This window comes from Pseudomonadota bacterium (assembly GCA_016711215.1).
Taxonomy (GTDB): Bacteria; Myxococcota_A; Polyangia.
Map to the genome: position 1 here is coordinate 612822 of JADJTL010000001.1, position 25551 is coordinate 638372.

The 25551-nt window shown below is 71.1% G+C and carries 19 protein-coding genes; 7 read left to right on the top strand and 12 right to left on the bottom strand.

Going from position 1 to position 25551, the window contains the following annotated elements; all coding sequences use genetic code 11:
* Nucleotides 1-5: 5 nt before the first annotated feature.
* Nucleotides 6-1196, top strand: a complete 1191-nt coding sequence (locus IPL40_02410; GenBank protein ID MBK8480017.1) for a DUF2817 domain-containing protein — start codon at nt 6-8, stop codon at nt 1194-1196.
* Here IPL40_02410 and IPL40_02415 read toward each other — a convergent pair.
* On the bottom strand, nt 1193-2320 hold the full coding sequence (locus IPL40_02415) for a hypothetical protein (protein MBK8480018.1): 1128 nt from the start codon (nt 2318-2320) through the stop codon (nt 1193-1195). The genes IPL40_02410 and IPL40_02415 overlap by 4 nt on opposite strands.
* A 375-nt stretch (nt 2321-2695) precedes the next feature.
* On the opposite strand from IPL40_02415, the gene IPL40_02420 reads away from it, so the two are divergent.
* Both IPL40_02420 and IPL40_02425 read left to right on the top strand, forming a co-directional pair.
* A complete protein-coding gene (locus tag IPL40_02420) occupies nt 2696-5887 on the top strand; it encodes a hypothetical protein (protein MBK8480019.1) in 3192 nt (1063 codons plus the stop codon).
* A 234-nt stretch (nt 5888-6121) separates the two neighbouring features.
* On the top strand, nt 6122-7957 hold the full coding sequence (locus tag IPL40_02425) for an ABC-F family ATP-binding cassette domain-containing protein (GenBank protein ID MBK8480020.1): 1836 nt from the start codon (nt 6122-6124) through the stop codon (nt 7955-7957).
* Nucleotides 7958-8014: 57 nt separating this feature from the next.
* Here IPL40_02425 and IPL40_02430 read toward each other — a convergent pair whose 3' ends face one another.
* Nucleotides 8015-9730 (bottom strand): twin-arginine translocation signal domain-containing protein, encoded by a 1716-nt coding sequence (locus IPL40_02430; protein MBK8480021.1) that lies wholly within the window; start codon nt 9728-9730, stop codon nt 8015-8017.
* 1419 nt (nt 9731-11149) lie between these two features.
* Here IPL40_02430 and IPL40_02435 point away from each other — a divergent pair.
* On the top strand, nt 11150-11473 hold the full coding sequence (locus tag IPL40_02435; GenBank protein MBK8480022.1) for a hypothetical protein: 324 nt from the start codon (nt 11150-11152) through the stop codon (nt 11471-11473).
* Between the two features lie 13 nt (nt 11474-11486).
* Here IPL40_02435 and IPL40_02440 read toward each other — a convergent pair whose 3' ends face one another.
* Nucleotides 11487-13046 carry a hypothetical protein gene (locus IPL40_02440; GenBank protein ID MBK8480023.1) on the bottom strand — a complete coding sequence of 520 codons (1560 nt, stop codon included), beginning with the start codon at nt 13044-13046 and terminating at the stop codon, nt 11487-11489.
* A 450-nt stretch (nt 13047-13496) separates the two neighbouring features.
* Here IPL40_02440 and IPL40_02445 point away from each other — a divergent pair, with 450 nt between their 5' ends.
* Complete coding sequence (locus tag IPL40_02445; protein MBK8480024.1) at nt 13497-14111, top strand: hypothetical protein; 615 nt, start codon at nt 13497-13499, stop codon at nt 14109-14111.
* Nucleotides 14112-14186: 75 nt separating this feature from the next.
* Nucleotides 14187-14816, top strand: coding sequence for a threonylcarbamoyl-AMP synthase (locus IPL40_02450; GenBank protein MBK8480025.1), 630 nt, complete (start codon nt 14187-14189; stop codon nt 14814-14816).
* A 30-nt stretch (nt 14817-14846) separates the two neighbouring features.
* On the opposite strand, the gene IPL40_02455 is transcribed toward IPL40_02450, so the two are convergent.
* The 8 genes from IPL40_02455 to IPL40_02490 all read right to left on the bottom strand — a co-directional run bounded on the left by IPL40_02455 (nt 14847) and on the right by IPL40_02490 (nt 23784).
* Entirely contained in the window at nt 14847-15500 is a 654-nt protein-coding gene (locus IPL40_02455) for an RlmE family RNA methyltransferase (protein ID MBK8480026.1), read from the bottom strand.
* A 94-nt stretch (nt 15501-15594) separates the two neighbouring features.
* Nucleotides 15595-16314 carry a 50S ribosomal protein L3 gene (gene rplC / locus IPL40_02460; protein MBK8480027.1) on the bottom strand — a complete coding sequence of 240 codons (720 nt, stop codon included), beginning with the start codon at nt 16312-16314 and terminating at the stop codon, nt 15595-15597.
* Nucleotides 16315-16592: 278 nt separating this feature from the next.
* On the bottom strand, nt 16593-18662 hold the full coding sequence (gene metG, locus IPL40_02465; protein ID MBK8480028.1) for a methionine--tRNA ligase: 2070 nt from the start codon (nt 18660-18662) through the stop codon (nt 16593-16595).
* A 9-nt stretch (nt 18663-18671) separates the two neighbouring features.
* The gene (locus IPL40_02470; GenBank protein ID MBK8480029.1) at nt 18672-20378 is read right to left on the bottom strand and encodes a hypothetical protein; all 1707 of its coding nucleotides are present in this window, start codon (nt 20376-20378) and stop codon (nt 18672-18674) included.
* The gene (gene holB / locus IPL40_02475; protein ID MBK8480030.1) at nt 20375-21394 is read right to left on the bottom strand and encodes a DNA polymerase III subunit delta'; all 1020 of its coding nucleotides are present in this window, start codon (nt 21392-21394) and stop codon (nt 20375-20377) included. The genes IPL40_02470 and holB overlap by 4 nt, the downstream gene beginning before the upstream one ends.
* A 35-nt stretch (nt 21395-21429) precedes the next feature.
* Nucleotides 21430-22356 carry a secretion protein gene (locus tag IPL40_02480; protein MBK8480031.1) on the bottom strand — a complete coding sequence of 309 codons (927 nt, stop codon included), beginning with the start codon at nt 22354-22356 and terminating at the stop codon, nt 21430-21432.
* Nucleotides 22357-22545: 189 nt separating this feature from the next.
* Nucleotides 22546-23280, bottom strand: a complete 735-nt coding sequence (locus IPL40_02485; protein MBK8480032.1) for a sigma-70 family RNA polymerase sigma factor — start codon at nt 23278-23280, stop codon at nt 22546-22548.
* Between the two features lie 138 nt (nt 23281-23418).
* Nucleotides 23419-23784 (bottom strand): PilZ domain-containing protein, encoded by a 366-nt coding sequence (locus tag IPL40_02490; GenBank protein ID MBK8480033.1) that lies wholly within the window; start codon nt 23782-23784, stop codon nt 23419-23421.
* Between the two features lie 275 nt (nt 23785-24059).
* On the opposite strand from IPL40_02490, the gene IPL40_02495 reads away from it, so the two are divergent.
* Complete coding sequence (locus IPL40_02495) at nt 24060-24587, top strand: hypothetical protein (protein ID MBK8480034.1); 528 nt, start codon at nt 24060-24062, stop codon at nt 24585-24587.
* On the opposite strand, the gene IPL40_02500 is transcribed toward IPL40_02495, so the two are convergent.
* Nucleotides 24574-25461 (bottom strand): class I SAM-dependent methyltransferase, encoded by an 888-nt coding sequence (locus tag IPL40_02500; GenBank protein ID MBK8480035.1) that lies wholly within the window; start codon nt 25459-25461, stop codon nt 24574-24576. The genes IPL40_02495 and IPL40_02500 overlap by 14 nt on opposite strands.
* Nucleotides 25462-25551: the final 90 nt, after the last annotated feature.

Sequence of the window (25551 nt, forward strand, 5' to 3'; positions counted from 1 at the left end):
CAGTAATGGAGCGGTTCAGCCTCCCCTACAGCGGCGCTCGCGGCGCCTTCCGCGCCGACGCGCGGCGGCCAGGCGGCGAGGTCCCCGGTGGCGAGCCGCGCACGGAGGTTGGCCAGCTGCCGGTAGCGCGGGTGCGCGGCGGAGGCGAGCCGCTGACTGTCGATTGGACGCACTTTCGGCGCGCGGGGCGCGGCAGCGGTAGCTCGACGCTGCTGGTCATTTCCTCGGGGGTGCATGGCGTCGAGGGTCCTGCCGGGAGCGCGGTTCAGGCGCAAAAGACGGCGCTTTGGCTTGAGCGACTGCTAGCCGCCGGCATCGACTCGCTCGACCTCCACGCCCTCAACCCCTTCGGTTATGCGACGGGCCGGCGTGTCACCGAGCGCAATGTCGACCTCAATCGCAACTGCGCCGCGCCCGGTGCGGAGCTCTTTCGCGCGAGTAACCCTGGCTATGAGGCCTTGAGGCACGTCCTCGAGCCGAGCGGGCGCGTCCACCATCCGAGCCTCGAGGCCGCGAAGATCGTCGGGGGACTGCTGCTCGAGCTGGCCCGCAGTCGGGACCTGCCTGCCCTGGCCCAGGCGATCGCGGGGGGGCAGCGCGCGTCGCCGGGAGGGGTGTTCCACGGAGGCATCGCACCCGAGCCTCAGGTCGGGCCCCTGGCTGAGCTCTTCGCTGCGCGTACACGGGCGTATGATGGCGTGATCCACCTCGACGTCCATACCGGCTACGGTCCGCAGCAAACGCTCCAGCTGATCACCGAGGATCCGGTCTCGACGGCGGGGGCGGCGGGGCTCCTCGGGGGCGAGCAGGCGCCGCCAGGCCTCGTCTTGGCGCCTGTTGCTGCCCGAGGAGGGGATGTCTACGCTGCTCAGGGCACGCTGACGAGCCTTCTGCGGGCGCAGCTCAGCGAGGCTCAGCAGGCGAAATCAGTCTTCATCGGCGCGGAGCATGGGACCTTGGGCGCGACCATCGCCGCGAAGCTGCGGACGGTCGCCTATATGGTGCTCGAGAACCAAGGGTCGCAGTTTGGCTACGCTAACGGGGACGCCCAGAAGGACGTCGCCCGCTGGTTTCGGCAGCTCTTCAATCCGCAGGATCGTGCCTGGCAGGCGAGCGTGCTCGAGCAAGAAGAGACCCTGCTGGCGGCGATCATCGCGCGCTACGGCGTCTCTGAGGGAGCGCCGGCTGCGCGCTAATCGACCTCGACCAGCGAGAGGTCCGTAAAGCTCAGGCGCGCGGCGTCGCCCTGCCGGTAGTTGAGCAGGATCGCGAGGCGCACATAGGCGGTCGTGGGGCGGAAGACGTTCGGACCGCCGTTGAAGGCCGCGCCCGTCAGCTCGCCCTGATAGAGAGTCCAGGTGTTCGGGACCGTCACGAGCGCCGCGGCCGCGTAGAGGTAGGTGCCGCCGCCGGAGTGATTCATCACGCGCGTGGTGCCGTTGACGACGCGCCCGCTGATCGTCGCGGGCAGCGCGGCGTTGAGGGCGACGGTCTGGTTCTCGGCCGTGCTGAAGGCGCCAAGGGCGGGATCCGTGGAGTAGGGCTCGGTGAGTCCAGCGGGCTGGTTGCCCCAGATCGCGTCCGGGAGGTGATCGATCTCCCCGTCGAAATAGAACCCGAGCTGTCGCGCGTACGCGGGCCCGCCCTTGCTCCAGCCCGTGAGGGTCGCGGCGGTGCTGAGCTCAGTCGCGGTGATGCCTGTCAGCGTGGCCGCTGCGCCGACGCGCTCCGCTTGCTCAACGCGAATGAAGCGCGGCTCCGCGCTGTAGGGGGCGACGCCGAGGTAGAGCTTCGAGGGCTCGCTGCCGCTTGAGCGGAAGCGACCGGAGAGGCGGTAGCGCTTGGCCGGATCCACGGCGACCAACACGCTCGAGAGCAGGTTGGTCTCGCCTGCGGCGGTGAAGACCGCGCTCTTGAGGTCGTCGTCCTGCGCGGTCTGGGCGAAGCCGAGCAGCGAGATGCCTCGGGCGTCCGCGCTCAGCACGATCGGCACCGCGTCTCGCAGGTTCGTGGGGCGTCCCAGGCTATCCACCGGCTCCGGGGGTGCGGCGTCGGCGTGCGTGGCGTCGCGAGGGGCCGTGGCATCGCCCGAGAGGTTCGAGTCGCGGCGGGCCTTCGCCGCGGCGTCGCGCGGGGCGGCGCTACTGCCGTCGCGAAAGTGCAGCAGCGCGCCATCGCTGACCTGCGCATCGGCGGCCCTCTGCTTCGAGCACCCGCTGCCGATGAGCGCCAGGACCACGACGGCCCATGCCGTGCCGCCCCCGAGGCGTGCGAAGCGGGAAGACCTTGGCGTTGCGCACTGGCGCTTCGAGCTGGGCATCGCTCACTCCTGTATTCGAGCCTCGCGACGGCAGCCACGTCCGGCCGCGCGCGCCTCCTCGTCGCCGAAGCTCTAGCCAAGCTGAGAGCGTGGCATAGACGGTGCTCCGCGACTAGGTGCCGCTCGCGGTGGGGAGGTGGGGCGCTCGGCTGTGCCTGCGTTTCGCCTTCGTCCACCGCGGCCCTTTGCGTCGTTCTGCGTTGTGCAGGGGGCAGCGCCGTTCGCTGCGGCGCGTCCCATCGCTGCGTGGCGCTGCGCGTGCGCCCGTGGTGAGGGCGTTTGCCCTGCTTCAGCGCGGCATGACGCGCTCAGCGTCAAGCTGCACGGCGACCAAGAGAAGGGGGGGCGGGGATGCGGCGAAGCAGGCTTCGGGTCGTGGGGCGAGCGATGGTGGTGGTGGCGCTGAGCTTGGCCACCGGCGGGGGCCTGGGTCTAGCAAGGGCGCAGCCGAGCGCCTTCGTCGAGTACGCGGCGCTGGTCGATGAGCACGACACGCCCTTGCCGGCGCCGCTGCCCGAGGGCTGGTACTTCAATGCGATGGGCGGCGATCGCGGCGTGCTCAACGCCGGCGATCTCCGCTACAGCCGGGACGGCGCCTCGGCCTACCGCGCGGACGTGGTCGGCAAGGCCGCGGGCGCGCAGTGGACCTGGGGCGGCATGTGGTACAGCCTGATACGGCAAAACGACGACGACGTTCCGCTCGACTTCCGCGCGATCTTCGGCCCGCACGTGGCGCCTGCCTACCAGGGGCAGGTGGTCGGGCTGAAGGTCGTCGTCAAGGACGTCGCCTCGATCACGGGCAATACGCGGCTGACGCTGCGCCTCGAGGCCAAGAACGCCGCCGGCGCCGTGCGCGCCAGCTGGTCGTTTCCCCTCGCCGGCCAGACCTATCCGCGGGCGCTCAGCGTGACGATCGACCCGGCAGCGGTCGGTCAGGTCGAGCAGCTGCTCTGGGTCGTCGATGGCGCCCAGGTGGGCGACTCCGTCAGCGTCGACGGCGTGCAGCTCCAGCTGCGTGTCCCCGCGCTGCCTCCAGAGGAGCAGGCCTTCCTCTGGAGCTACAGCTGGCTGATGACCAACTACAACGCCAGCACCGGGATGGTGAAGGATAAGAGCCGCGACGGACGCCTGCCCGCCCAGTATGGCGGCGGCGACAGCATGGAGAGCGTGCCGGCGACCGCCAAGGCGGCGAAGATCGTCTACTACGCCTATCGCAAGGGTTACCTCGCGCGCGACCAGGCGCTGGCGATCATCACCAAGATCGCCGACACGCTGATCCGCGTGGTGCCGCGCGGGCCGGCCGGCGCGAACACCATCTGGCCGCATTTCACCGAGAACGGCGGGGCCAACCCCGTGCCGCCGCGCTTCGGCTTCAACGGCACCGAGTGGTCGACCGGCGACACGGCCTACGCCGCCCTCGACCTGATCACGGCGCTGCAGCTGATCGGCGATCCGCAGGGCCAGCTCCCCGCCCTCGAGTCGATGCTGGCGAGCATCGACTGGAGCGTGCTGCTGATCGACGGCGCCGTCTCGCACGGCTATGACGATCGCGGCGTGCGCATCCCCTACACCTGGCGCGGCTTCGGCATGGAGACCCTCGGTGTGAATTGGGTCTATGCCTCGGTCAGCGGCCAGCTCGCCGCGATGCTGCCCACGCCGAGCGATAACGGCTCGGGCTTCATCGACAATGCGCAGTACCCGATGGCCTTCGTCGGCGTCGATCGCTGGGGCAATGACTGGGACGCCTACCGCAATACGATGGCCCAGCGACAGATCGGCTGGTACTGCCAGCCGGAGCACAGCAACGCCTTCCTCTGCGGGGCGCAGCTCTTCGGCCTCTCGGCCGCCGAGACCCCCGAGCCGGCGGGCCTCTATGAGGCCTACGGCATCGGCGGGGCGTTCTCCGGGCCCGTCGACGGCAATGGCGAGGTGGTCGCGCTGCACTACTCGGGGATGATCGCTGACCTGCGCCCGGCGGCCGCGAAGCAGATGTGGAGCACGCTGGTCGAGCGCCCGCAGGCGTTCTGGGGCGGGCGCATCGTGGTTTCGCCGCTGAACAACCTCGAGAGCCTGCGCGTCGACAAGACCACCGGCCAGGTCACCGTCAACCACCTCAAGGGGTCTTGGAACCTCGTGCTCCAGACGGAGGGCTGGGCACTGATCGACCGCGCGCTGCGGGACGAGGTCTTCGCGGCGACGCAGACCAACGCCTTCCTCAAGCGCGGCTTCGATCGCCTCTCTGCCGGCTACACGCTGCACCTTGGGGTCGACAGTGGCAGGGATCGTTTCCCGCGCGAGACGGCCGCCGCGGCGCACCTGAGCGGGGCCGCCGCCGCGCGGATGAACCTGCGCTTTCTCGATCCGAGCTACACGGGCTCGCAGGAGCAGCTCTACGCCACCTACCACCGCGGCGTCGCCGGCGAGGAGCTGAGCGCGCTCGAGCTAGCCGAGGCCCTCAACGCCGAGACGCGGGCGCTGGGGGGCTACCATTTCGAGGCCTCGGGCGATGTCGACCAGCTCGAGGCGATCCGGCGCGTCGTGCATTGGATGGACTACCTGCCGCCGGGCGGCCAGCACGTGCCTGCGCTGGTGCCGACCGGTGGGGGCCTCGCGTGGAAGGTGGTGCGCGGCTTCGTGGTCGACGCCAAGCCCTTCGATGCGAGCGATCCCTTCCGCATTCCGCCGGTGGAGCTGCGCGGTGTTTGGCTCAACGACCCGCGCGTGACCGGGCTCGGCTACAACGTCTTCCAGACCGCGGCGTTCTTCCGCGACGAGTACCGACCGGTCAGTGGCCTCCACTACAGCGTCAACGAGCCGCCGCAGAGTGGCACCGTGTCGGCCAGTACACGCTTCGCGCGGCAGTGGCGGCGCGATCGCCTGCGGATCGCTCACGCCGAGGCGCGTGAGGAGCTGAGCCTGCTGGCCGAGGGTGGCGTCGTCGACGCCGAGCCCGAGGCGCCGGCAAGGTGGGCCGCGCGGGTGGTCTCTCGTGCGCGGCGCTTCCAGGGATTGTTCCACCGGTCGTTGGCGGGGCGCTGGGGTGGCGAGCGCCCCGAGGCGCGGCCTGAGCGCTTCGTGTTGGCGCTGCTGCGCGAGGCGCTGCCGAGCGCGCTGAGCGCGGATCCGGCCTTCATGCAGCGCTTCGATCGCGCGGCGCAGGTGCGCGGCTTCGAGGTCGCGGATGAGGACCAGGGCAGCACCTACGTGCTGCTCGCGCTGGGCGGGCGCGACCGCGCCGGAGAGCCGAGCCGAGCGGAGCTGGTGCTGCAGGCCGACCCGGTCAGCCGCACGCTGTTGCAGGCCACCTGGGCCGATGAGGCGCTCGTCTATCCTGGCGTCACCGCGAACGAAGCCGTGCTTCGCGCCCGCGCTGCGCTGCAGGACCTGGCACCGCGGGGCTTCCGCGGCCTGCTTTGGCGCTGGCGCCTGCGCTTGGCGCACGCGAGCGTCAGTCGCTTCTGGGCTGCACGCCACGGGCAGTCGCGCTTCCACCCCAGCTACCGCGTAGCGCTGGCCGGCCACACCGCCCTCGTGCACGCCGATGGCCACACGGAGCTCGATCCCTGAACGCGGCGCCGGCAGGTCGCCGGCGGCGGCCTCGACTCCTTCGCCTTGGACGCGGCCGGGTCCTCGAAGCAACGCCGGCCAACGCCGACATGACGTAACTCTCTAGGCGGCTCTCTAGGCGGCTCTCTACGTGGGTCTCTACGTGCCTCGTGCTCAGGGCTGGGCCCGCACGACGCCTGCATTGCCGACTGTCGAGTTTGCCCCCCGTGAGCACGTGCTGTAGACACGAGCGCGATGCCGCCCGCCGTGCTCCTCACCTGCCAGGGCCTCACCAAGTCCTTCGGTGATCGGCCGCTCTTCGCGGGGCTCTCCTTCGCGCTACACGAGGGTGAGCACGTCGGTCTGGTGGGCCCCAATGGCGCGGGCAAGTCGACGCTGCTGCGCATCCTCGCTGGGGTCGAGACGCCCGACGAGGGTGCCCGCAGCGCGCGCAAACAGCTGCTCGTGGGCTACGTTCCGCAGCACCCGGTCTTCGCCGCGGGCCTCGAGGTCCAAGAGGCCTTGCGCGGCGCCCTTCCAGCGGCGGCAAGACGCGATCCCGCGGCGAGCGAGCGCAGCATCGCCGCGACGCTGGCGCGCCTGGGCTTCAGCAGCGGAGCGACGCCCGTCGACACGCTCTCGGGCGGGTGGCGCACGCGGCTCGCCATCGCTTGCGCGGTGGCGGCCGAGCCCGAGCTGCTGCTCCTCGACGAGCCCACCAACCACCTCGACGTCGCGTCGCGGCTCTGGCTCGAGGCGTTCCTCAACGAAGAGCGCACGGCCTTCGTGGTCGTGAGCCACGACCGCGTCTTCCTCGAGCGCGTCGGCCGGCGCATGATCGATCTCGATCGCGTCTACGCCGACGGCCTGCTGGTCGTGCAGGGTTCCTACGCCGACCTGCTCGAACGGCGGCAGGCCGTGCTCTCGGCCCAGGCGAGCTACGGCGAAGCGCTCGCCAACCGGGTGCGACAGGAGGTCGCCTGGCTCCGCCGCGGCGCCAAGGCGCGGACGCGCAAGGCCAAGGCCCGCATCGACTCGGCGCAGGAGAGCATCCTCGAGCTCGAGGCGGTCCGTCGGCGCAGCGGGCAGGCGGTCGCGGGCATCGCGCTCACGGGCTCGAACAGGCGAACGAAGCGCCTCTGGAGCGCTGAAGGCCTCTGCAAGCGCTTCGGCGCGACCGTGATCGCGGCGGAGCTCGAGCTGCTGCTCACCCCGGGGATGCGCTTGGGGGTGGTGGGGCCCAATGGCTCGGGAAAGACCACGCTGCTGCGGCTGATCGTCGGCGAGTTGGCCCCGGACGCCGGAACCATCCGCCGAGCCGAGGGCCTGCGCGTGGTGTACTTCGACCAGCAGCGCGCGTCGCTCGAGCCCGGCGCCACCCTGCGGCGTGCCCTGGCGCCCGACGGTGACGCGGTGATCTATCGCGATCAAGAGGTGCACGTGGCGTCCTGGGCCAGCCGCTTTCTCTTTCGCAGCGAACAGCTCGAGACGCCCGTGGCGCGGCTCTCGGGCGGCGAGCGCGCGCGGATCGTGCTCGCCAGGCTGATGCTCCAGCCCGCCGATCTACTGGTCCTGGACGAGCCGACCAACGATCTCGATATCCCGACGCTCGACGTGCTCGAGGAGGCGCTGCAGACCTTCTCGGGGGCGCTGGTCCTCGTCACGCACGACCGCCATCTGATCGACTGTGTCTCGACCGAGGTGCTGGCGCTCGACGGTCGCGGCGGCCATACGCGCCTCGCCAGCTACGACCAATGGGACGAGCGCGGCGCAGCGCCACCCGAGGTCGTGAGGGCAGCGCTGGTGGAGCAGAGCCCCGGCGCGACGGCCGCTCCCGCAGCGACCAGAGCCAAGAAGCTCGGTTACCTCGAGCAGCGCGAGTGGGACGGGATGGAGGCGCGCGTGCTCGAGCACGAAGCGCGGCTGGCACGCGCAGAGGCGGCTGCGCAGGCCCCGGCTGTCGCCAGCGACGCCAAGGCGCTCGAGGAGCGGCTCAGAGCGGTGGCCGCGCTCCAGGGCGAGCTCGATGCGCTCTACAGTCGCTGGGCCGAGCTCGAGGCCAAGCAGCAGCTGCTGCGCGGGGAGGGTTGAGGCGCAGCTCAGAGCCTCGACGACGGGCGTCCTCGGCACCGTGCGGGTCGAGGGCTGTTAGGCCTTGCGGGGACCGATGTACTCCTTGGCGATGACCACGGAGTTCATCTGAAAGTGCATCGTCTTCTGGGTCGGCGAGGTACCCCCGTGGTACCAGTTGAGCCAGAAGCCCTGGATGCCCAGCTCTGGATGCCGCGACCAGCGCAGATCCGTATGCTCCACTGCCAAGACGCCGTCGACCCAAGCGCGGTAAATGCCGTCCTTGTTGGCGCTGCCGTTGCCGTTGGCGTCATAGGGACCGCTGATGCTGTTGACCTTGACGTATTGCTCGATGCAAGCCCAGCGCTCTTTGCCAATCACCGTCCCGGACCAGGTCAGGCCGGAGCCGAAGGCTCCCTCCTGATCGAGGTGGTAGATATAACCGCCGAGCCAGAAGAGCTCGGCGTAGGGATTGGCGTCCGCGGGCGCTTCGCCGCCGTGGCCGCGCAGTGAGTGTCCCTGGTATTCCCAGCGGCTCTGTGCGGCGTTGTAGACCTTCAGCCCAGTGCCGCGAGCGCCACCGTTACCGGTCGTGGATTGCCAGTAGCCCCCCTGGGCCGGGTTCCACCAACCGAGGCGCAGATCGAAGCCCGGCATCTTGTTGGCATCGACCGTAGAGCCCCAGTCCTTATCGAGATAGACATAGTAGCGCGCATAGAGTTCGGTCTCGACGCCCAGCACCGATCCGCTGCTGGCAGGATCGCCTCGCACCACGTTATGCCACATGTGGCACCCGCCCGTTGCGCCCTGGGGAATGGCGCCGCGGATATAGGTCGACTGCGTCTGCGGATCGGCGATCAGCTCTTGTTGCTCGCAGGTGCCAGACCAGATCGGAGCCCCCACGGAGGAGAAGTCGGCGGCGAAGAGCACGCTGGGGTGCGCGTCCAGACCCTTATCCAAGGGGTAGGCGTCCGCGAGGCCGAGCCGCGGCGACTGCACCTTCCCGCCCGCCACCCTGAAGGTCGGCGGGTCCACCTCGAAGACCTTCAGCTTCCCGGGGTACTTCAGCTCGGTGCACACGAGCTTGAGCGTCGCGGCAGTGACGGGGCCCGCGATACCCTTGAGGTCGAACTGGAGGATGGCTCGCGTCAGGCCGCTGTCGCAGGAAAACGCCGCGCGGGTATCGAAGCCCCGGTAGGCGCTGCCCGAGTAGATGGCGTTGCAGAGGCACGGGGCTACCACGGTGCCCGCGGCGGTCTCGACCTCCAGGATGGGTCGCTCTGAGCTGTTGGCGGCGGTGCGGCCGGCGAAGTGGAAGGCGAAGGCCTGGTCGGAGACGAGGTGTGCGCCGCGGTTCTCGCCCGACTGAACCCAGGCGGCAACCAGGGCGCTGAGGTCGAGGCTCACCTCGCCCACCGCCTTGACCTCGGCGACCGCGAAGGCCTTGCTGCCCTGAGCTACTCCATCGGCGTCGCGCCAGTCGCCGGTGTTTGCGTGCTTCCAGGCCAGCTTCAGGTGTTGGCTCCATTGGACGTTGTTGGGTCCCGAGCCGCCGTCCCAGCTGAGAAACTGCTGCGGACCGTCCGGGTCGATCACGATACGTGGGACCCCCCCGCCGTCCGCGGCGGTGGTTGCGTCGGAGCTCGCGTCGCTCGCGGCGTCGCGCGATCCCCGGCCGCCGCCGTCCGCGGCGATCGATCCATCGGAATTGGCGACGTGAGCCTCGCGGCATCCGGTCAGGGCGGCAACGACAATCCCAGAAGTGCATCCCTTGAGGAAATCTCTGCGATCCAAGACCTGCTCCTTCTCCGCGTGGCCTCCACGTGGCCTCCACGTGGCCTCCACGTGGCCTCCACGTGGCCTCCACGTGGCCTCCACGTGGCGTGGTCAACGCATCGCAAGAGCATGCCTGAGATGGTGAGGAAACCGAATAAAGCCACCAGCCGAAAAGCCACCAGCCGCCGGGCCGCTGCACGCCGCGACCAACCCCTCAGGGCGTCGGGGCAGGCCTGGACGCTCCGGGGGCTGGGGGCGGGGGCCCACCTCCTGTCGAGTCCTCCCCCAGATTGATGTGGCACCGAACTTCGCTACCATGCGTGCTGCGGGAAGGCGCGGAGCCCGCGGGGGCGCGGCACTGCGACCCGAGGTCGGCGTCGCGAAAACTACCCATAGCAGCGCGATGGCCACGTTTCCGCTCCTTGCCCTCGGCCCGCGGCTCCATACCTCGCTCGGTCCGCAATAGATCAACGGACTGCCAGGGCACGCGCCGAGGAAGGCGCAGGAGGGGCCCCCGCGAGAGGTCGGGACTCCGGTGGGTGGATTGGAGCCACCACTGGTAGATCTGGTTGATCCTGCTAGTCGTATTGGTGCGGGTGGTGCGCCACCTGGGAGGTGACCATGCTGCCGCTCTTACCGGCCACGATCATTGGTGAGTATCTTCTCGTGAGTCGCCCGCCATGGCTGGTCGGTGGTCCCCCGCCTGTGACGCTGCCCGGTGTTACGCCCCACCGGCTGCCGATTCTCTTTCAGCAGGCCATCGCAGGATGCGGGTCTGCGGTTGGTTCCCGGGTTGAGTGGGTGGCCCGCAGACCTGGGACCTGCGCTGTTCCGACTCAGCATCAGGCTGCGTCCATGGTGGCGGCCGGGGGCGCCCTTGAGGGCTACGCACTGACGGCAACCGCCGCCGTCGCTGCCGACGGATGGCTGCCTTTCGACTGGCGTCCGATCTGGGGCCCGACAACGGAAGCCGCGATCAGCTTTCTTCGGGGCATTGGGACTCGTCTGGTTGCGGGAGCGCCCGCAGCCGGCGCCGTGGCCCTGGCGATATGGCCGTCGTCGATGGGTCGTTCGACCAGCTGGACCGAAGGTGCCTACCGTTATAGCTACACTTCCGATGCCGTAGCCCTTGAGGTCGATGGTCCGAATGGGGAGAGGTGGAACCTCCGCATGGATTCATCGGGGGCGATTCGTGATCGATCGGGATACTTGCTCGCCTACATTGCGGCTGATGGTGTTGTGAGCACAACGCCGCCATTTCCCGCCCAGGCACCGCCACCGGGACTCCCGGGAACCGAGACCAGGCGTCCCGACTACGGCCACGCGACGAGCTTCCCGAGCACGGCACCCTTGCCTTCACACGTTCCCGGCTTCGAGGTCTACCGCGGGGTCACGCTTGCCTTGCCGCATTACGAGGGCGAGGCGCACCGCCAAACCTTGATCTTCGACGACGCCCGAGCGACGGAGGAGATCAGGGATATCGCCGTTAATAAGGCTAAGGCCTATGTGTTCGACCCTAGCAGGGGAGGCATCGCGGTTGGGCACAAGATTCATGTGCAATTGGCGGGGGAAATTGGTGCCTCGAGCGGCGCAGCGGGTTTCCTCGTCAGGAGCCCGACCCAGGAGATACTGGTAATTCCATACAACTCCCCGGTTGATCGGAGCACGCCTGAGATGTTGCAGGCGGTAGTGGCGAAGTTGAGGAACATGGGCCATCGTGCAGCTCTTGGGCCTCGAAGCCTCCTCAACGCCCGGCGTTGACAGCGTCAGGTCCTCAGCGTTGCCCGGGGGGCGGGGGGCGCTTTCGTTGGGCCACGGCGACGACGGTTTGGCTCGGGCATTGGCAGATCGTGTACTCGGCGGGCGGGATCGAGAACCACTTGACCGGCTCGAAGGCGTCGAGTAGGCCGCTGGCGGCGTAGTGGGCCGGGAAGACCGCGAGCCAATCGAGCTGCTCGGCGACCGCCGCGAGGGTGGTGTGGCGCATCGCCAAGGGGGCGTAGTTGAGACCGCCGAGGTCGAGGGTGCGGCGCTGGCCGAAGTAGCGCATCGCCCCGGCGTCATTGACCCCGACGACGGCCTCGGCCGGCACATGGGCCGCGATCCACTGGGCTGGCTCGACGTTGATCTTGCGAATCGCCCGGCTGTCGCTGGCCAGGCGATCGCGGCGTTCGCGGAGGCTTTCGGCCAGGCGCGGCGCGCTGGCGAGCACCAGGACGATGGGCGCGGCCAGGGCCACCAGCGCTGGCCAGCGCGCTGCCGACGTGGGCGCGGCGGCGCGGAGCTGGGTCAGGCCCCAGCGCGCGAGGGCCGCGAGGCCGAGGCCAGCGGCGGCCACCACCACGAGCAGCGGCGGATCGACCCAGCGCGTCCAGTAGTAGCCGTCGAGGCGCAGGTCGCGCGAGCCGACGACGCCTAGCAGGTACGCGCCTGGGGCGGCGCCCAGCGTTGCGGCGATCCAGCCGCGCTCGTGGTGGCGCCTGAGGCCGCGCGCGATCCAGATCGCCAGCGTGCCCAGCCCCGCCGCGCCCGCGATGGTGCCGAGCCAGCCGTGCTGAACCACCAACGCCCAGAGGGTGCGCAAGCTGGAGGCGCCGAGGCTGAAGCTGTGGGCCTTGAGATAGTAGGTATTGGGCAGCCAGCCACCGTTGACGGCGTGGCAGAAGAGCGACCACCCGAGGGTTGGGCCCGCCAGCAGCGCCAGCGCGCCGGCCGTCGCCGCGCGCCGACCGCCGCGCGGGAGCGACCGCCACCAAGGCCGGCGGCCTTGCAGCAGCGCCCAGGCGGGTAGGGCGAGGCCGAGCAGCACGAGGGCCTCTGGGCGGGCCAGCGGCGCGAGGCCGAAGAGCGTGAGGGCCAGCCACCGCCGCTGGCGCAAGACGGCGGCCACCGCGCCGAGCCAGAGCGCGAGCAGCAGCGCCGTCTCCATCCCGGAGAGGGCCGAGAAGATCAGGCGCGGCTCGAGGGCCAGCAGCGAGGCGGCTGCCGCTGCGGCCCAAGCGGCCTGCAGGGCGGTGCCCGCGACGAGAAAGAGGGCGACGATGGCCGCGGCACCGAGGCCGACGCCGAGGAGCTTGGCGCCCCAGGGCACGGCGGCGGGCCCCAGCAGCGCCGCCACGCCATGCACCGGGGCGTTGGCGATTGCCCAGAGCGGGCTGGTCGCGCCGGCCTCCTGCGCGCCCTCGTTGTAGGCGAGGCCCTGGCCTTGCGCGAAGGCGCGCGCGTAGACCTGGTGAATCCAGGCGTCATCGAGCGGGAAGTCGCTGCGCGCAGCGTCGGAGGCCACGAGGAAGGCCGCGCAGGCCGCGGCGTAAAGCAGCAGCGGCACGATCAACCATCCGCGCCTCAGCGGCGGGGGCCGGCGGTCATCAGGCGCCGCGGGCGCGACGGAAGCTGCGGGCGCGCCTTTGCGCTGGCGTTTGCGCTTGGCCACGGTCACCTCTCGGAGAGCGGTCAGCAGGCTCGCATGCCGCGCGGCGCAGCAGCAAGTTGGCGGCTAACCCGTGCAGCGGGTCAGCGTCGCGAGAGGGTCGCGAGAGGGTCGCGAGCGAGCCACGGGTCGCTGGCTGCGAGGCCGTGGGGCGGCGTGGACGCGGCCGGGGAGCTCGGGCTAGGGTGGTACGCTGCGGGCGCATACAGCGGGGGGGCCAGCGTGGTGGCAGGCGGGGCGGACGACGACGACAGGAGAAGCGAGGCGACGGTGGTGCGCCTCGCGGCGGGCGCGGAGGGCGAGCGGACCTCCACCCGTGCGCCCGCGGGCGCTGCCGCGTCGAGGCGCGGAGCGGTGTCCGCGGCGGCGTCGACGGTCGAGCGCGGCTGGGGCGCCATCGAGGCCGAATGGCAGCAGTCGCTGGCGACCACGCCGGCCGAGGCCGTCGAACACCCGGCGCCGCCCTCGCTGCCGCGAACCCTCCCGGTCGACCTCGAGCTGCCGCCGCTCAGCGATCCCTTGGCGGACGGCATGCCGCCGCTGCCGCCCGCGCTGACGACGGTCGTGGTTGCCGACGCGCCTGATTGGAGCGAAGAGCCGACGCCGGGCCCGCCCTTTTTCGCGACGACCACCGCGCGGCTGGCTGCCCTGACCGAGGCCGAGCACGAGCGGGTCGATAGGGCGGTCGGCGACGCGCCAAGCGAAGCGAGCCCGATCCCTTCGCCGGCGGCGCGCGGCGACGCGATGGCCGGGGCGAGGGCGCGCGCGGGGGCCTCGGTGCTCGCCCAGACGGCCGCGCTGTCGCCGAGCGTCCAGGCCGCTGCGCCCTGGGCGCTCGGGGTTCCGGCCGCGTCCCGGCGGCGCTCAGCTTCCGCGCGGGGTTGGGGCTGGTTGATCGCGTCGCTCGCGCTGCTGCTGCTGGCGCTGGTGGGGGCCTGGTGGATCCTCCGGCGCGCGCCGACCGGCTGACGGGGCTGGTCGAGGGAGTGCGGCGCGTGTGGATGGGTTTACATCCCCGCTCGCCGGCGTTATAGCCCTGCGCTGATGGGTCGCGCGCAGACATTGGTGCTCGACGAGCGCCACCCCAATCCTCGCAAGATTCGGCAGGCGGCCGAGCTGCTGGGGCGTGGCGGCGTCATCGCCTACCCGACCGACACCGTCTACGGCATCGGCTGCGACCTGCACGATCGCAAGGCCATCGACCGCGTCTACCTGGTCAAGCGGCTGGACCGCGGCCATCGCCTGAGCTTCATCTGTCAGGATCTCTCCACCGTCGCGACCTACGCCCATGTCAGCGACTTCGCCCACCGCTGGCTGCGGCGGCTCTTGCCGGGTCCCTACACCGTGGTGTTGCCGGCGAGCCGCGAGGTACCGAAGGTGCTGCGCGAGCGGCGGCCCGAGGTCGGCATTCGCGTGCCCGATAACGCGACCTGCATCGAGTTGACGCGGGCGTTGGGGCGCCCCGTGATCTCCACCAGCGCGACCGACCCAGAGAGCGGGGAGATTATGATCGACCCGGAGATCGTGCTGAAGCGCCTCGGACATCAGCTCGATTTGGTCTTGGACGGCGGGCTGCTGACCAACGAACCGTCGACGATCGTCAGCCTGATCCACGATGAGGTCGAGGTCTTGCGGGTGGGCAAGGGTCCGACCGAGCTGCTGACCGGGGGCTAGCGCGCTGCTGGCCGGCTAGCTGCTGGCCGGCTAGGGCTCGGCGGCGGGCCTGCTTGGCGCGGCGGGGCCATCGGCGGCCGGCTGCCGGCGCTCGAGCGCCACGACATAGACCTCGCTCGACTGGCGCCGCGTGGCCTCGGGGCGGACGACCTTGGTGCGCCGATAGGCGCGCTTGACCCCCGCCAGCGCGGCGTCGAAGCCCTCGCCCATCAGGATCTTGGCGACGAAGGCGGTCTGCGCGCAGCCGAGGATCAGCGAGAGGTCGAGCGCGCGCGTGAAGAGCTCGGCGCTGCGGAGCTGGTCGCTCGAGGCGATGCCGCTCGTGTCTGGGGCCAGATCGGAGAGCACGAGCTCGAAGCAGGGCCGCTCCCCGCGCAGCAGGTCGGGGCTGATGGTCAGCACGTCGCCGACGATCAGGCGGACGTGGCTGGGCAGCTCGATTGGCAGCGTTTGGCGGTCCAGACCGACGATGCGACCGCGTGGGCCGACCCGCGTGCTGGCGTACTGGAGCCAGGATCCCGGGCGGCAGCCGAGGTCGAGCACCCGCTGCCCTGTGCGCAGCAGCCCGAAGCGCTTATCGAGTTCTTGCAGCTTGTAGACCGAGCGCGCCGCGTAGCGCTCGCTCTTGGCGCGCCGGTAGTAGGGATCGTGGCGTTCGCGCCGGTCGTCGAGCTTTCCGGTCATCGGGGTGCGCTGGTGCTCCACGCGGCGCGCCGCGCGGCGGCTGCCGAGAGGGTCTGCGTGTCGCGCGCGAGGGCGGGGCGGTAAGCGCGCCGGCTCAGGCGCTCGCGCCCTCGGCGCCTGCAGCGCTGGCTGCCGGCGGCGCCGCCGTCTCGACCGTCCGCAGCTCGAAGGGCATCAGCGGGCGCTTGGTCGCGTGCTTGATCGTGACGTAGCCCCCGGGGGCTCCCGGGACGGCGCCCTTGAGCAGCAGGAGATTTTTATCGGCCACCACCTCTTGGATCCGCACGTTCTGGACGCTGACGCGGCGGTTACCCATCTGGCCGGGCATCTTCATGCCCTTGAACACGCGGCCGGGGGTCAGGCGGCAGCCGATCGATCCGCCGTGGCGGAAGTACTCGTGCGTGCCGTGCGTGGCGCGAAAGCCGGAGAAGTGATGGCGCTTGATGACCCCCTGGAAGCCCTTGCCCTTGGAGGTGCCGATCACGTCGACGGCGTCGCCAGCGCGGAAGACCTCGGCCACCGACAGGGTCTGGCCGATCTTGAACTGGCCCAGCTCCTCCGCCGAGAGGCGCACTTCGCGCACGACGTGCTGCGGGGCGCTCCCGGCCTTGGCGAACATGCCGGCTGCGGGCCGCGAGGTGCGCTGCGGCTTCTGCTCCTCGAAGCCGATCTTGATCGAGGCATAGCCGTTGCGCTCGGGCGTGTTGATGTCGAGGACCACGCAGGGGCCGACCTGGACCACCGCCAACGCCTGCCAGGTGCCAGCGGCGTCGAAGGCCTGGGTCATCCCGACCTTCTTGCCGAGCAAGGCCATGCGGAACCTCAACCGCTGGACCGCCGGCTTGCCGTTCGCTGTCGGGTTGTTCACTTTCCGATCATTGCCTGTCGGAGTGGCCATGTCTTGACTCCTTGGCCTGGAAGCTTGGCCTGGAAGCACGGGGCTCGAAGGGCGCGCGCCGGGACGCGCCTGGATTTGCACGCGCCTAAAGGCGCAAAAACGCGCGCCTTGGGCGCACGGCCGCTGTTGTATAGGAGGCAACGTTCTTGGTGTCAAGGACGCGTTCTTGGCGCCGCTGCCGTCCCGCCTGGCGCTCAGCTCACCTTGGCGCCGGAGGGTAGCGCGCGGTCCACGGTGCAGAGCGCCAGGTCAACGCCGTCGCCGGCCGCCAGAATCATGCCTTCGCTGCGGACGCCACGAATCGTGGTCGCCTTGAGGTTGGCCAGCAGGATCACCCGCTTGCCCACGAGCTGATCGGGTCCATAGGCCCGCGCGATGCCGGAGACCACCTGACGCTCGATGCCGCCCACGTCGAGCGTCAGGCGCAGCAGCCGGTCGGCGCCGTCGATGCGTGCGGCCGCGCGCACCTCGGCGACGCGAAGCTCGCAGCGGGCGAAGTCCTCGATGCCGATAGCCATGCCCTCGGTGGCATCGGTGGCCGGAGCGCCCGTCGCGGCGGCCGGCTTCGGCTGCTTCGGCGGCTTCGGCGGCTTCGGCGGCACGGCGGCGGTCGGCGACGCCGCCGAAGCCGAAGCCGACGGTGCCACCGGGCCGGTGGGCGCGAGCGCCGCACCCGCCGCCGCGCGCGCCGTCCAGCGGGCGACCAGCGCCTCGCGGCGCTCGTCGTCGATGCGCGGAAAGAGCGGCTCGCCGCGTTGCAGAGCCGCCGCCGGCGGGCCATCACCCCAGCGCGTCGGCCACTGGTCGCGCCCGAGCTGCGCTTCCAGCGTGGGTAGGCCGAGATAGCGTCGCATCGTCGCCGCGCTGTCCGGCAGCGCCGGGGCGAGCAAGATCGAGATCCACCGCAGCGCCTCGAGAAAGTGCGCCACGACCTGATCGAGGCGGGGCTGCTGCTCGGCATTGCGGGCCAGTTTGTAGGGCGCCGTGGTGTCGATGTACTTGTTCGTCCCCCGCACCAGCTCCCAGAGGGCCTCGAGCGCGCGGCTCGGCTCCAGCCGCTCGAAGTGCATCGCCACCGCGTCGCGCACGCGCTCGGCCAAGGCGACCAGCGCCTGGTCGGTCGGGTCCATTTCAGCGGCCGCCAGCAGCGCGGGCGTCTTGCCCGCGCAATACTTCCCCGCCATCGCTAGAGAGCGATTGAGCAGGTTGCCCAGGTCGTTGGCCAGGTCGGCGTTGAGCCGCTGGATCAACGCCGGGTGGGCGAAGTCGCCGTCGTTGCCGAGCGGGGTCTCGCGCAGCAGGAAGTAGCGCAGCGCGTCGCGCCCGAGGTCCCCCGCCAGCATCGTGGGGTCGACCGCGTTCATCAACGACTTGGACATCTTCTGGCCGTTGACCGTCCACCAGCCGTGGGCGAAGACCGTGCGGGGCAGGGGCAGTCCGGCCGCCAGCAGCATGCAGGGCCAGTAGACCGCGTGAAAGCGCAGGATGTCCTTGCCGATCAGATGAATCGCCTGAGGCCAGAACTGGCGATAGGCCGGCGCCTCATCGAAGCCGCCGAGCGCGGAGATGTAGTTGGTCAGCGCGTCGATCCAGACGTAGATGACGTGCGAATCATCGCCCGGTACGCGAATGCCCCAGCGCAGCGTGCTGCGCGAGACGCTGAGGTCGCGCAGACCGCCGCGAATGAAGTTGACGATCTCGTTGCGCCGCATCTCCGGCTGCACGAAGTCGGGGTGCCGCTCGAAGTGCTCGAGGAGCGCGTCCTGGTAGCGCGACATGCGGAAGAAGTAGCTCGTCTGCTTGAGGCGGCTGACCTCGCGCGCATGCACGGGGCAGCGCCCATTCACCAGCTGCGTATCGGTGTAGTACTCCTCACAGGCCACGCAATAGGGGCCGTCGTACTCGCCGAGGTAGAGGTCGCCGTGATCGGCGAGCCGCTGCCAGAGGCGCTGCACGACAGCGGCGTGCCGGGGCTCCGTGGTGCGGAGAAAGTCGTCGTGCTCGATTCCGAGCGCCTGCCAGGTCGAGCGGAAGCGCGAGACCACCTCGTCGGCCAGCTCGAGGGGCGTCAGGTTGCGGGCCGCGGCGGCCGCCTCGATCTTCTGCCCGTGCTCGTCGGTGCCGGTCTGGAAGCGCACGGCCTCGCCGCGCGAGCGGTGGTAGCGCGCGAGCGTGTCGCCGACGACCGTGGTGTAGGCGTGCCCCAGATGCGGCACGTCGTTGACGTAGTAGATCGGCGTGGTGAGGTAGAAGGGTGGCGTCACGTCGCGTCCTTAGCTGTCCTGGCGCTCGCCGCTGGCCTCGGGGCCCTCAGGGCCGCGGCCGCTGCGGCTGAGCTCGTGTGCGGCATAGGTCTGCGCCGAGCCGTCGGCGAGCGTCGCGCGCACGCGCAGGCGCGGGAGGTCGAGCTCGTTGACGCGCGCGAGCCCGTCGGGCGTCTGCACCGTCTCGCCGACGCGCGGTAGCCGCCGCCGCGCGTCGCGGTACATGCTCTGCTCGTAGGCGAGGCAGCACTTGAGGCGCCCACACATGCCCGAGATCTTGGCCGGGTTGAGCACCAGGTTCTGATCCTTGGCCATGCGGATGCTGACCGGGGCGAAGTCGTTGATCCAGCTCGAGCAGCAGAGCTCCCGGCCGCAGGGACCGAGACCGCCGGTCAACTTCGACTCATCGCGCACGCCGACCTGGCGCAGCTCGACGCGCAGGTGCAGGTCACGCGAGAGATCGCGCACGAGGTCGCGGAAGTCGATCCGACTCTCGGCGGCGAAGTGGAAGATCGCCTTGCTCCCGTTTTGCAGCACCTCGACGCGCGCGACCTTCATCGGCAGGCCGTATTGCTTGATCCGCTCACGGCAGCAGCGCACGGCCTCGTGCTCGAGCGCGGCCTTGCGGGTCGCCGCGGCGGCGCCTTCGTCGCCGACGACGCGCAGCACGCGCAGCGGCAGGGTCCCGACGAGCGCCCGCCTTGGGGCCCGCACGACCGTCCCGTGCAGCGTGCTCCGATCACCCTCGATCATCACGCGCTGGCCTGGTTCGAGCGTCAGCTCGCCAGCGTCGAGCTCGGAGACGACGCGCGTCACGCCGACCTGCACCGCGACGAGCCGGCAGAGGCGGCCGGGCAAGAGCTCGGCCGTGTCGCCACCGGCCGCCGCGAGCAGGTCGGCGCCCTCATGCTCGCGCGGCGACGCGTAGGCGAAACGACCGCTCTCCTTGACGGCGCTGAGCGGAGTGTCGTCGTCCCCGAGGTCCTGCCTGCGTCCGCTGCCGGCGCCGCTCGCGGCCCCGCGCGGGCTCGCGGCGCCGTCCGTGTCCTCGAGATCCCAGCTTTCGTCGGCTGGAAAGGCCGGCGCCGCGGCCGTCCGTCCCGAGCGTGAGCGCCGTCTCCCAGGGGTGCCACCGGGGCCACCTGGCCCCCGGTCGCGCCCGGGCGTCGGGCGTTGATCGGGCGCCGGTCGGCCCTCGGTGCCGCGCGAGACGGGCGCCGGTCGCTGTCCCTCGCGCTCGGGCGCTGAATCGCGGCGCGCGGGCTGCGGGCGCGCCTGGCGGTTTGCCGCGCGAGGCGCGCCGCGGCGTGCCTCGGGGCGTCCGTCCTGACGCGCCTCCGGACGGGCCTCTCGACGGGGGGCTGGGCGAGGGCCGCGCGGGGCCGTCGGCGGGGGTCTGGCGCCGACCGGCACAGCGCCCGCGGCCTCTGGCTTGTCGTCGCTGGCGCCGCCTGTGGCGGTGCTCAGCTCAGCGGAGCCCGGGACCGCGCCGGCGCGTGAACGGTTTTGGTCGCGCCGATGTCGGCGGCCGTTAGCGCCTCTGCTGCCACCCTCGCCGCCGCCACCGCCGCCACCGCCGCCGCCACCGCTGTCGCCACCACTGCCACCACCACTGCCACCACCACCGCCGCCACCGCTGCCGCTCGCTGAGGCGGGCGGGATCGCGGAACTCGGGCCGCCGCCGGCCTGCCCATCGTGCGCGTCAGCGTTGCTCATCGGAGGGGCTCTGCCTTTCGGCTGCGCAGCGCCACGACCAGCGCCTCGAGGGTGAGGGCCGCGTTGGCGTTGCCCGCCAGCGCGGCCTGCGCCTGGTGGACCGCGCGAAGTTGATGCAGCAGCGTGCGGCAGCCGAGGGCCTTGGCGCGCTCGGCCAGCGTGGCTTCGAGGTTGCCGGCGAGCAGCCGTGACCCGCTAATGCCAGTCGCGAGCAGCAGCAGGTCACGCAGGCGAAGCGCCAGCAGCTCGAGGGCTTGTGGCAGCACGGCGCGCTCGCCGCTGAACTCGGCGACGGTCTGGAAGACCGCGAGCATGCCCTCTGTCTCGGCGACGCGGAGCAGGCTGTCGGCCACCTCCTGTGCCTGGGTCAGGGCGGCGCTGTCGAGCAGCTCGAGCGCGTGGCCGACGCTGCCCTCGGCCAGCCTCGCCACCCGCTGCAAGGCCTCATGGTCGTGTGGCGCGCCGCGCTCGCTCGCGCGTACCGCCGCGACGAGCGCCGCCGCGGCGAGCGGCGTGAAGCGCAGCCGCTGGCTGCGCGAGACGAGGGTCGGTGTCACTCGATGGGCGGCCGCGGTGACGAGGACGAAGACGTTGCGGGGACGTGGCTCCTCTACCGACTTGAGCAGCGCATTGGCGGCGCTCCCATGCAGCGCGTCGGCGCCGTCGACGACGATCACGCGCCAGCGCCCTTCATGCGGCGCGTAGGGCAGCTGCTCCTGCAGCTGTCGCACCTGGTCGACCTTGATGAAGGCCCCGTCGGGGCTGAGGGTGACGACGTCCGGATGGTGGCCTCCGGCGATCTTGCTGCACGCCGCGCAGCCGCCGCAGGCCTCGAGCTCGCGCGGCGCCTCGCAGTTGAGGCGGAGCGCGAGGGCCTTGGCCGTCGTGGCCTTGCCCACACCGCGCGGGCCGCTAAAGAGCAGCGCGTGCGGGAGGCGATCGGCCGCGAGGGCACGGCGCAGCGCTTCGATCGGGCGCTGCTGTCCGACGATCTGGGAAAACGTCAGCGTGCTCACGGCGTCGTGGGTGCTAGCACCGCAACTCCGGGCTGTCAAAAGCGCTGGCCGGTGTGGCGCTGCTCGCCGCCCTCTGCTGGTTGGTTCCGTGCCATCGACCGCTCGAGCAGGCTCGCCCGCGTCGCTTCACCGACCGCGCTGTGCTCGGCCGTCACCTGCTGCGCGCGCGCGAGGGTCGTGACGAAGCCGCGCTGGCGGCGCAGCAGCACGAGGGCCAGCAGTCCGCTGGCCACGATCAGCACAATCGCCACGACGAGCGTGGCGATCAGCGCGCCGCGGGACTCGAGGCCGACGCGAAAGGGCCCGACGGAAGCGAGGGTGCTGCCGGCTGCGGCAGCGCGCGGCGTCGCCGGCGCCCGGTGCAGCACGACACTGACGCGCGCCGGATCGAGCCCATCGATGGCGCCCGCCACCAGGCGCTGGGCCTCGGCCTCATGCAGCGGGCAAGCGGCGGCGACCCGCAGCAGCACCGCGGCTCGGGGTTGCGGTCGCGGCGCATCGGGGAGCGCGAAGGGCGAGGCCTCGGGCAGCACGACATGGACCCGCGCCTGGTGTACGCCCTCGATGCTCTGCAGCGTCCGCGTCAGGTCGCCCGCCAGCGCGTGATGCAGCAGGGCGCGCTCTTGGGTGCTCGTCGGCACCAGGCCGACGTGGCCGAAGACCTCCCCGAGGCCCTGGAGCTTCGGCGCCGGCAGGCTCTGGGTGCGCAGCACGCGCCAGGCGCGGGGAGCGTCGTCGCGCGCGACCGCCACGGTGTAGCTGCTGCTCGTGCCCCGCGTCTCGCGCAGCTTGGTCGCCGCCAGACCCTCGCGCTCCAGCGCGCTGAGCACGGTGTTGGCCTCGCCGTCGTCAAGATCGTGCAGGAGCTCGACGCTGCAGCCGCCGGAGAGCAGCAGCAGGCAGCCGCCGAGGACGAGCGCGCCGAGCCTGCCCCGCAGTCGATCGTGGCGGAATCGCAGCATGCTGACCTCCGTAGCGTGCGCGCCAGGCTGGCGTCAAGGCCCTGTCCACCGCCAGCTGCCGCCGGTGCCGGGGTGGTGGCGGGGGCGCCGGTATGGACGCGCGCAGGTTGGCCCGACGGGCCGGTCGCCCAGCGCCCCTGCCAGGACGCTGCAGCGCGCCCAATGCGGCGATCGAGCTTGGCCGGGCCCTCAGGGGCCGTAGGCGGGGCCGAGCGCCTCCGTGAGCTGGGCGATCGCGCGGGCGTGCAGTCGCGACGCCCAGGACTTGCTGAGCCCGAGCTGTTGCCCGACGGCCTCGAGCGTCAGCCCGCGATAGTAGTGCCCCTCGATCAGGGTGCGCTCACGCTCGGGCAGCCCGGCGATGGCGGCGCGCACGGCGCGGCCGACCTGGGCCTGCTCGCTCGCGAGCGCGGGGTCCGCAGCCCGCGTGTCGGCGAGATCCCCGACCCCGGCATCGCCGAGGGACATGACAAAGATCGTGGCCACCTGGTCGAGCGTTTTAACGACGTCGCCCAGCGCCTGCTCGGTGTCGACCTCCGGTTGGCCAGCGGTCGGTCGCTCGGCCGTGTTCGCCAGCAGCTCGTTGCTCGCGGCCAGGAAGCGCGCGTACTCGCTGCGGCTCAGCCAACCGAGCTGGCGCAGGCCGTCAAAGATCGCGCCGCGAATGCGGTAGTAGCTGAAGGTCGTGAAGGCGATGCCGCGCGTAGCATCGAAGCGGTCGGCCGCCTCGACCAGTCCGCGCATGCCGAAGGCCACGAGCTCGTCATGGTCGAGCGACCCGCCGAGCTCGCGCCGGACCTTCCCGGCGAGGCTGCGGACGTAACCCAGATGCTCGTGGATCAGACGATCGCGTTCAGGCGATCGCTCGCCCGAGGGTGCTGTGGGCCCGTCCGCCGCTGCTGCGCTGCGCTTAGAGGATTCCACCGCAGCTCACTTGCGTGAGGCGCCGGAGGCGAGGCTCGCAGCGCGGCTCAAGGCGAGGGGCCGAGAGGCGAGAGCATCGGCCGCGCGATGATCGCGCGCCGTGCCCGGCCTGTGCGGGGCGCCCAATCCGACGCCCAATCAGAGCGGGCCGCCCTTCTTCGTCGACTGGATGAACCGGCGCAGCACGTCCTTGCGCTCTTCGTCCAGCTCGAGGAAGCGAATGCCCATGTCCATCGGCTCCTCGCGGTTGACCCAGCTGACCTCGCCGCGCGCCGCGATCGTGGTGTTGAGCTCCGGGAAGCTGATCACCACCTCGACGATCGTTCCGAGCTCCTCGACGCTGGCCGTCTGGATCGACATGCCACCGAGACTGATATTCTCGATCCGGTGGTAGAGCAGGACCTCGCTGGTCCCCGTGTAGTCGACGTAGGCCGTAATCTCGTAGCGCGGGTAAGCGCGCCGATTTCGCGGGTCCGTGCCGGCGGCGCCCTGTTCCTCGGCCATGTACGCTCCTCCCGTGGCGGCATGATAGACGGGGCCCCGAGCGATCACAACAGTCCCCGCGAGCCCTGCGCGCCGCGCGGACCGGCGGCGTGCCTGCCCGCGGCGTCCGTCCCCGCGGAGCGGCCTGGACGAGGTGCGGAGCGGCCTGGACGAGGTGCGGAGCGGCCTGGACGAGGTGCGGAGCGGCCTGAGGTGCGGAGCGGCCTGAGGTGCGGAGCGGCCTGAGGTGCGGAGCGGCCTGGACGAGGTAGGGTGGCGCGGGTAGGATGGCGCGCATGAAACGCAAGGTTCAGCCCATCCTCGTGCTCACGACAGGTTTCCTGCGCCGTGCGCTCCCGCTGGCCGCCGTGCTCGTGGTGGTCGGCGCCGGGAGCGGCTGCCGGCATACGCAGTTCATCGCTGAGACCAAGGTCGTCGACACGCCGATCAACCGCGAGATCATCGAGGTCGTGGAGCAATACCGCCGGGCGATGGAGCAGCGGGACCAGGCGCGCGTCTTGACGCTCGTCGACCCGACCTACAGCGACCGCAGCGGTACGCCAGAGGCCGGGGATGACCTCGACTTCGAGGGCCTCAAGCGGGCGCTCCGCGAGCGGCTGGGGCGCTGTGACCGAGTGCGCTATCGCCTCGAGTACCGGGGCGTCGAGGTGCGTGGCCGCGCGGCGACGGTCGACGTGTGGATCGACGCCACCTTCGTCTACCAGCAGCCCAACTCGCCTCCGCTCTTTCGCCGCTTCGCCGACTACCAGCGCTATGAGCTGCTGCACACGGACCGACGCTGGCGCTTCGTCAGCGGGCTCTGAGCGCGGCAGCCGAGCGAGCAGGCTTGCGTCGTCGACTGGCGCTCGGCGCGGCGCTCGCCTTGAGGCCGACGACGTAGGCGACCCACGCCGGGTCGCTGGCCGCCTCTTCGCAGCGGCGATAAATGCCGTTTCCCTGGCCGGTCGCGCGAGCGGTGCCCTCCCAGTAGACCTCGCTGCGCGTGAAGCCGGCCTCGGCGAGCAGCTCGCGTACCTCGGGGACCGTCCACAGACGCCAGTCGTAGCGGAAGGCGTGGCGCAGCCAGCGGCCGTCACGCAAGCGAAAGTGGATCGAGAAGCGGCAGCGATGCGTGATCGGATTGAAGCAATGCTGCTCCCAAACATAGTGAAAGCCCGCCACGCGCCGCGTCTCGCAGTGCCCCTCGCGCAGGAGCTGCGGGCCGCCCATCAGGTCCAGCACCAGCAGCCCCTCCCGGTCGAGCTGCGCATGTGCCCGCGCGAAATAGGCACGGAGCTGGTCGCGCCGGTGAAAGGTGAAGAAGGAGAAGTTCTGCGCGGCGATCACGTCGACGCGCGGGCGGCTGGCGTCGAGGACGTCCTGCTGCAGCAGCACCACGCGGGCCTGCTGCGCGGGGCTCAACGCCGCGACGTTATGCTCTCGACCCCACTGCAGGGGCTCCGGATCGAGGTCGACGCCCCAGGCCCTGCGGTCGCTCCGTGAACGCGCCCAGGCGCAGCAGACCGCGGCTGTTCCGCAGAAATCCTCGCGCAGGCGCAGCGCCGGCCTGGCGAAGGCTCGGCGGAAGGTTCGATCGCAAAAAGCGACCTCATGCTCCGGTTGCTGCACCGCGCGTTGATAGAGCGCGTACTTGTCGGCAGGGCGTAGCTCGGCGCGCGGGCGCGCGCGCTGCGCCATTGGCGCGCTTGGCGCGCTCGGCGCGCTCGATCCCTTCGAAGAGGCCGTCGCCGTGGGCGCGGCAGAGGACTTGGGCGGCGGCTTGCCGCG

Bases quoted from the DNA above. Each gene is read 5' to 3' on its own strand.
- IPL40_02410 (MBK8480017.1), top strand. From the start codon at position 6: ATGGAGCGGTTCAGCCTCCCCTACAGCGGCGCTCGCGGCGCCTTCCGC.
- IPL40_02415 (MBK8480018.1), bottom strand. From the start codon at position 2,320: ATGCCCAGCTCGAAGCGCCAGTGCGCAACGCCAAGGTCTTCCCGCTTC.
- IPL40_02425 (MBK8480020.1), top strand. From the start codon at position 6,122: ATGCCGCCCGCCGTGCTCCTCACCTGCCAGGGCCTCACCAAGTCCTTC.
- IPL40_02450 (MBK8480025.1), top strand. From the start codon at position 14,187: ATGGGTCGCGCGCAGACATTGGTGCTCGACGAGCGCCACCCCAATCCT.
- IPL40_02455 (MBK8480026.1), bottom strand. From the start codon at position 15,500: ATGACCGGAAAGCTCGACGACCGGCGCGAACGCCACGATCCCTACTAC.
- rplC (MBK8480027.1), bottom strand. From the start codon at position 16,314: ATGGCCTTGCTCGGCAAGAAGGTCGGGATGACCCAGGCCTTCGACGCC.
- IPL40_02470 (MBK8480029.1), bottom strand. From the start codon at position 20,378: ATGAGCAACGCTGACGCGCACGATGGGCAGGCCGGCGGCGGCCCGAGT.
- IPL40_02480 (MBK8480031.1), bottom strand. From the start codon at position 22,356: ATGCTGCGATTCCGCCACGATCGACTGCGGGGCAGGCTCGGCGCGCTC.
- IPL40_02490 (MBK8480033.1), bottom strand. From the start codon at position 23,784: ATGGCCGAGGAACAGGGCGCCGCCGGCACGGACCCGCGAAATCGGCGC.
- IPL40_02495 (MBK8480034.1), top strand. From the start codon at position 24,060: ATGAAACGCAAGGTTCAGCCCATCCTCGTGCTCACGACAGGTTTCCTG.
- IPL40_02500 (MBK8480035.1), bottom strand. From the start codon at position 25,461: ATGGCGCAGCGCGCGCGCCCGCGCGCCGAGCTACGCCCTGCCGACAAG.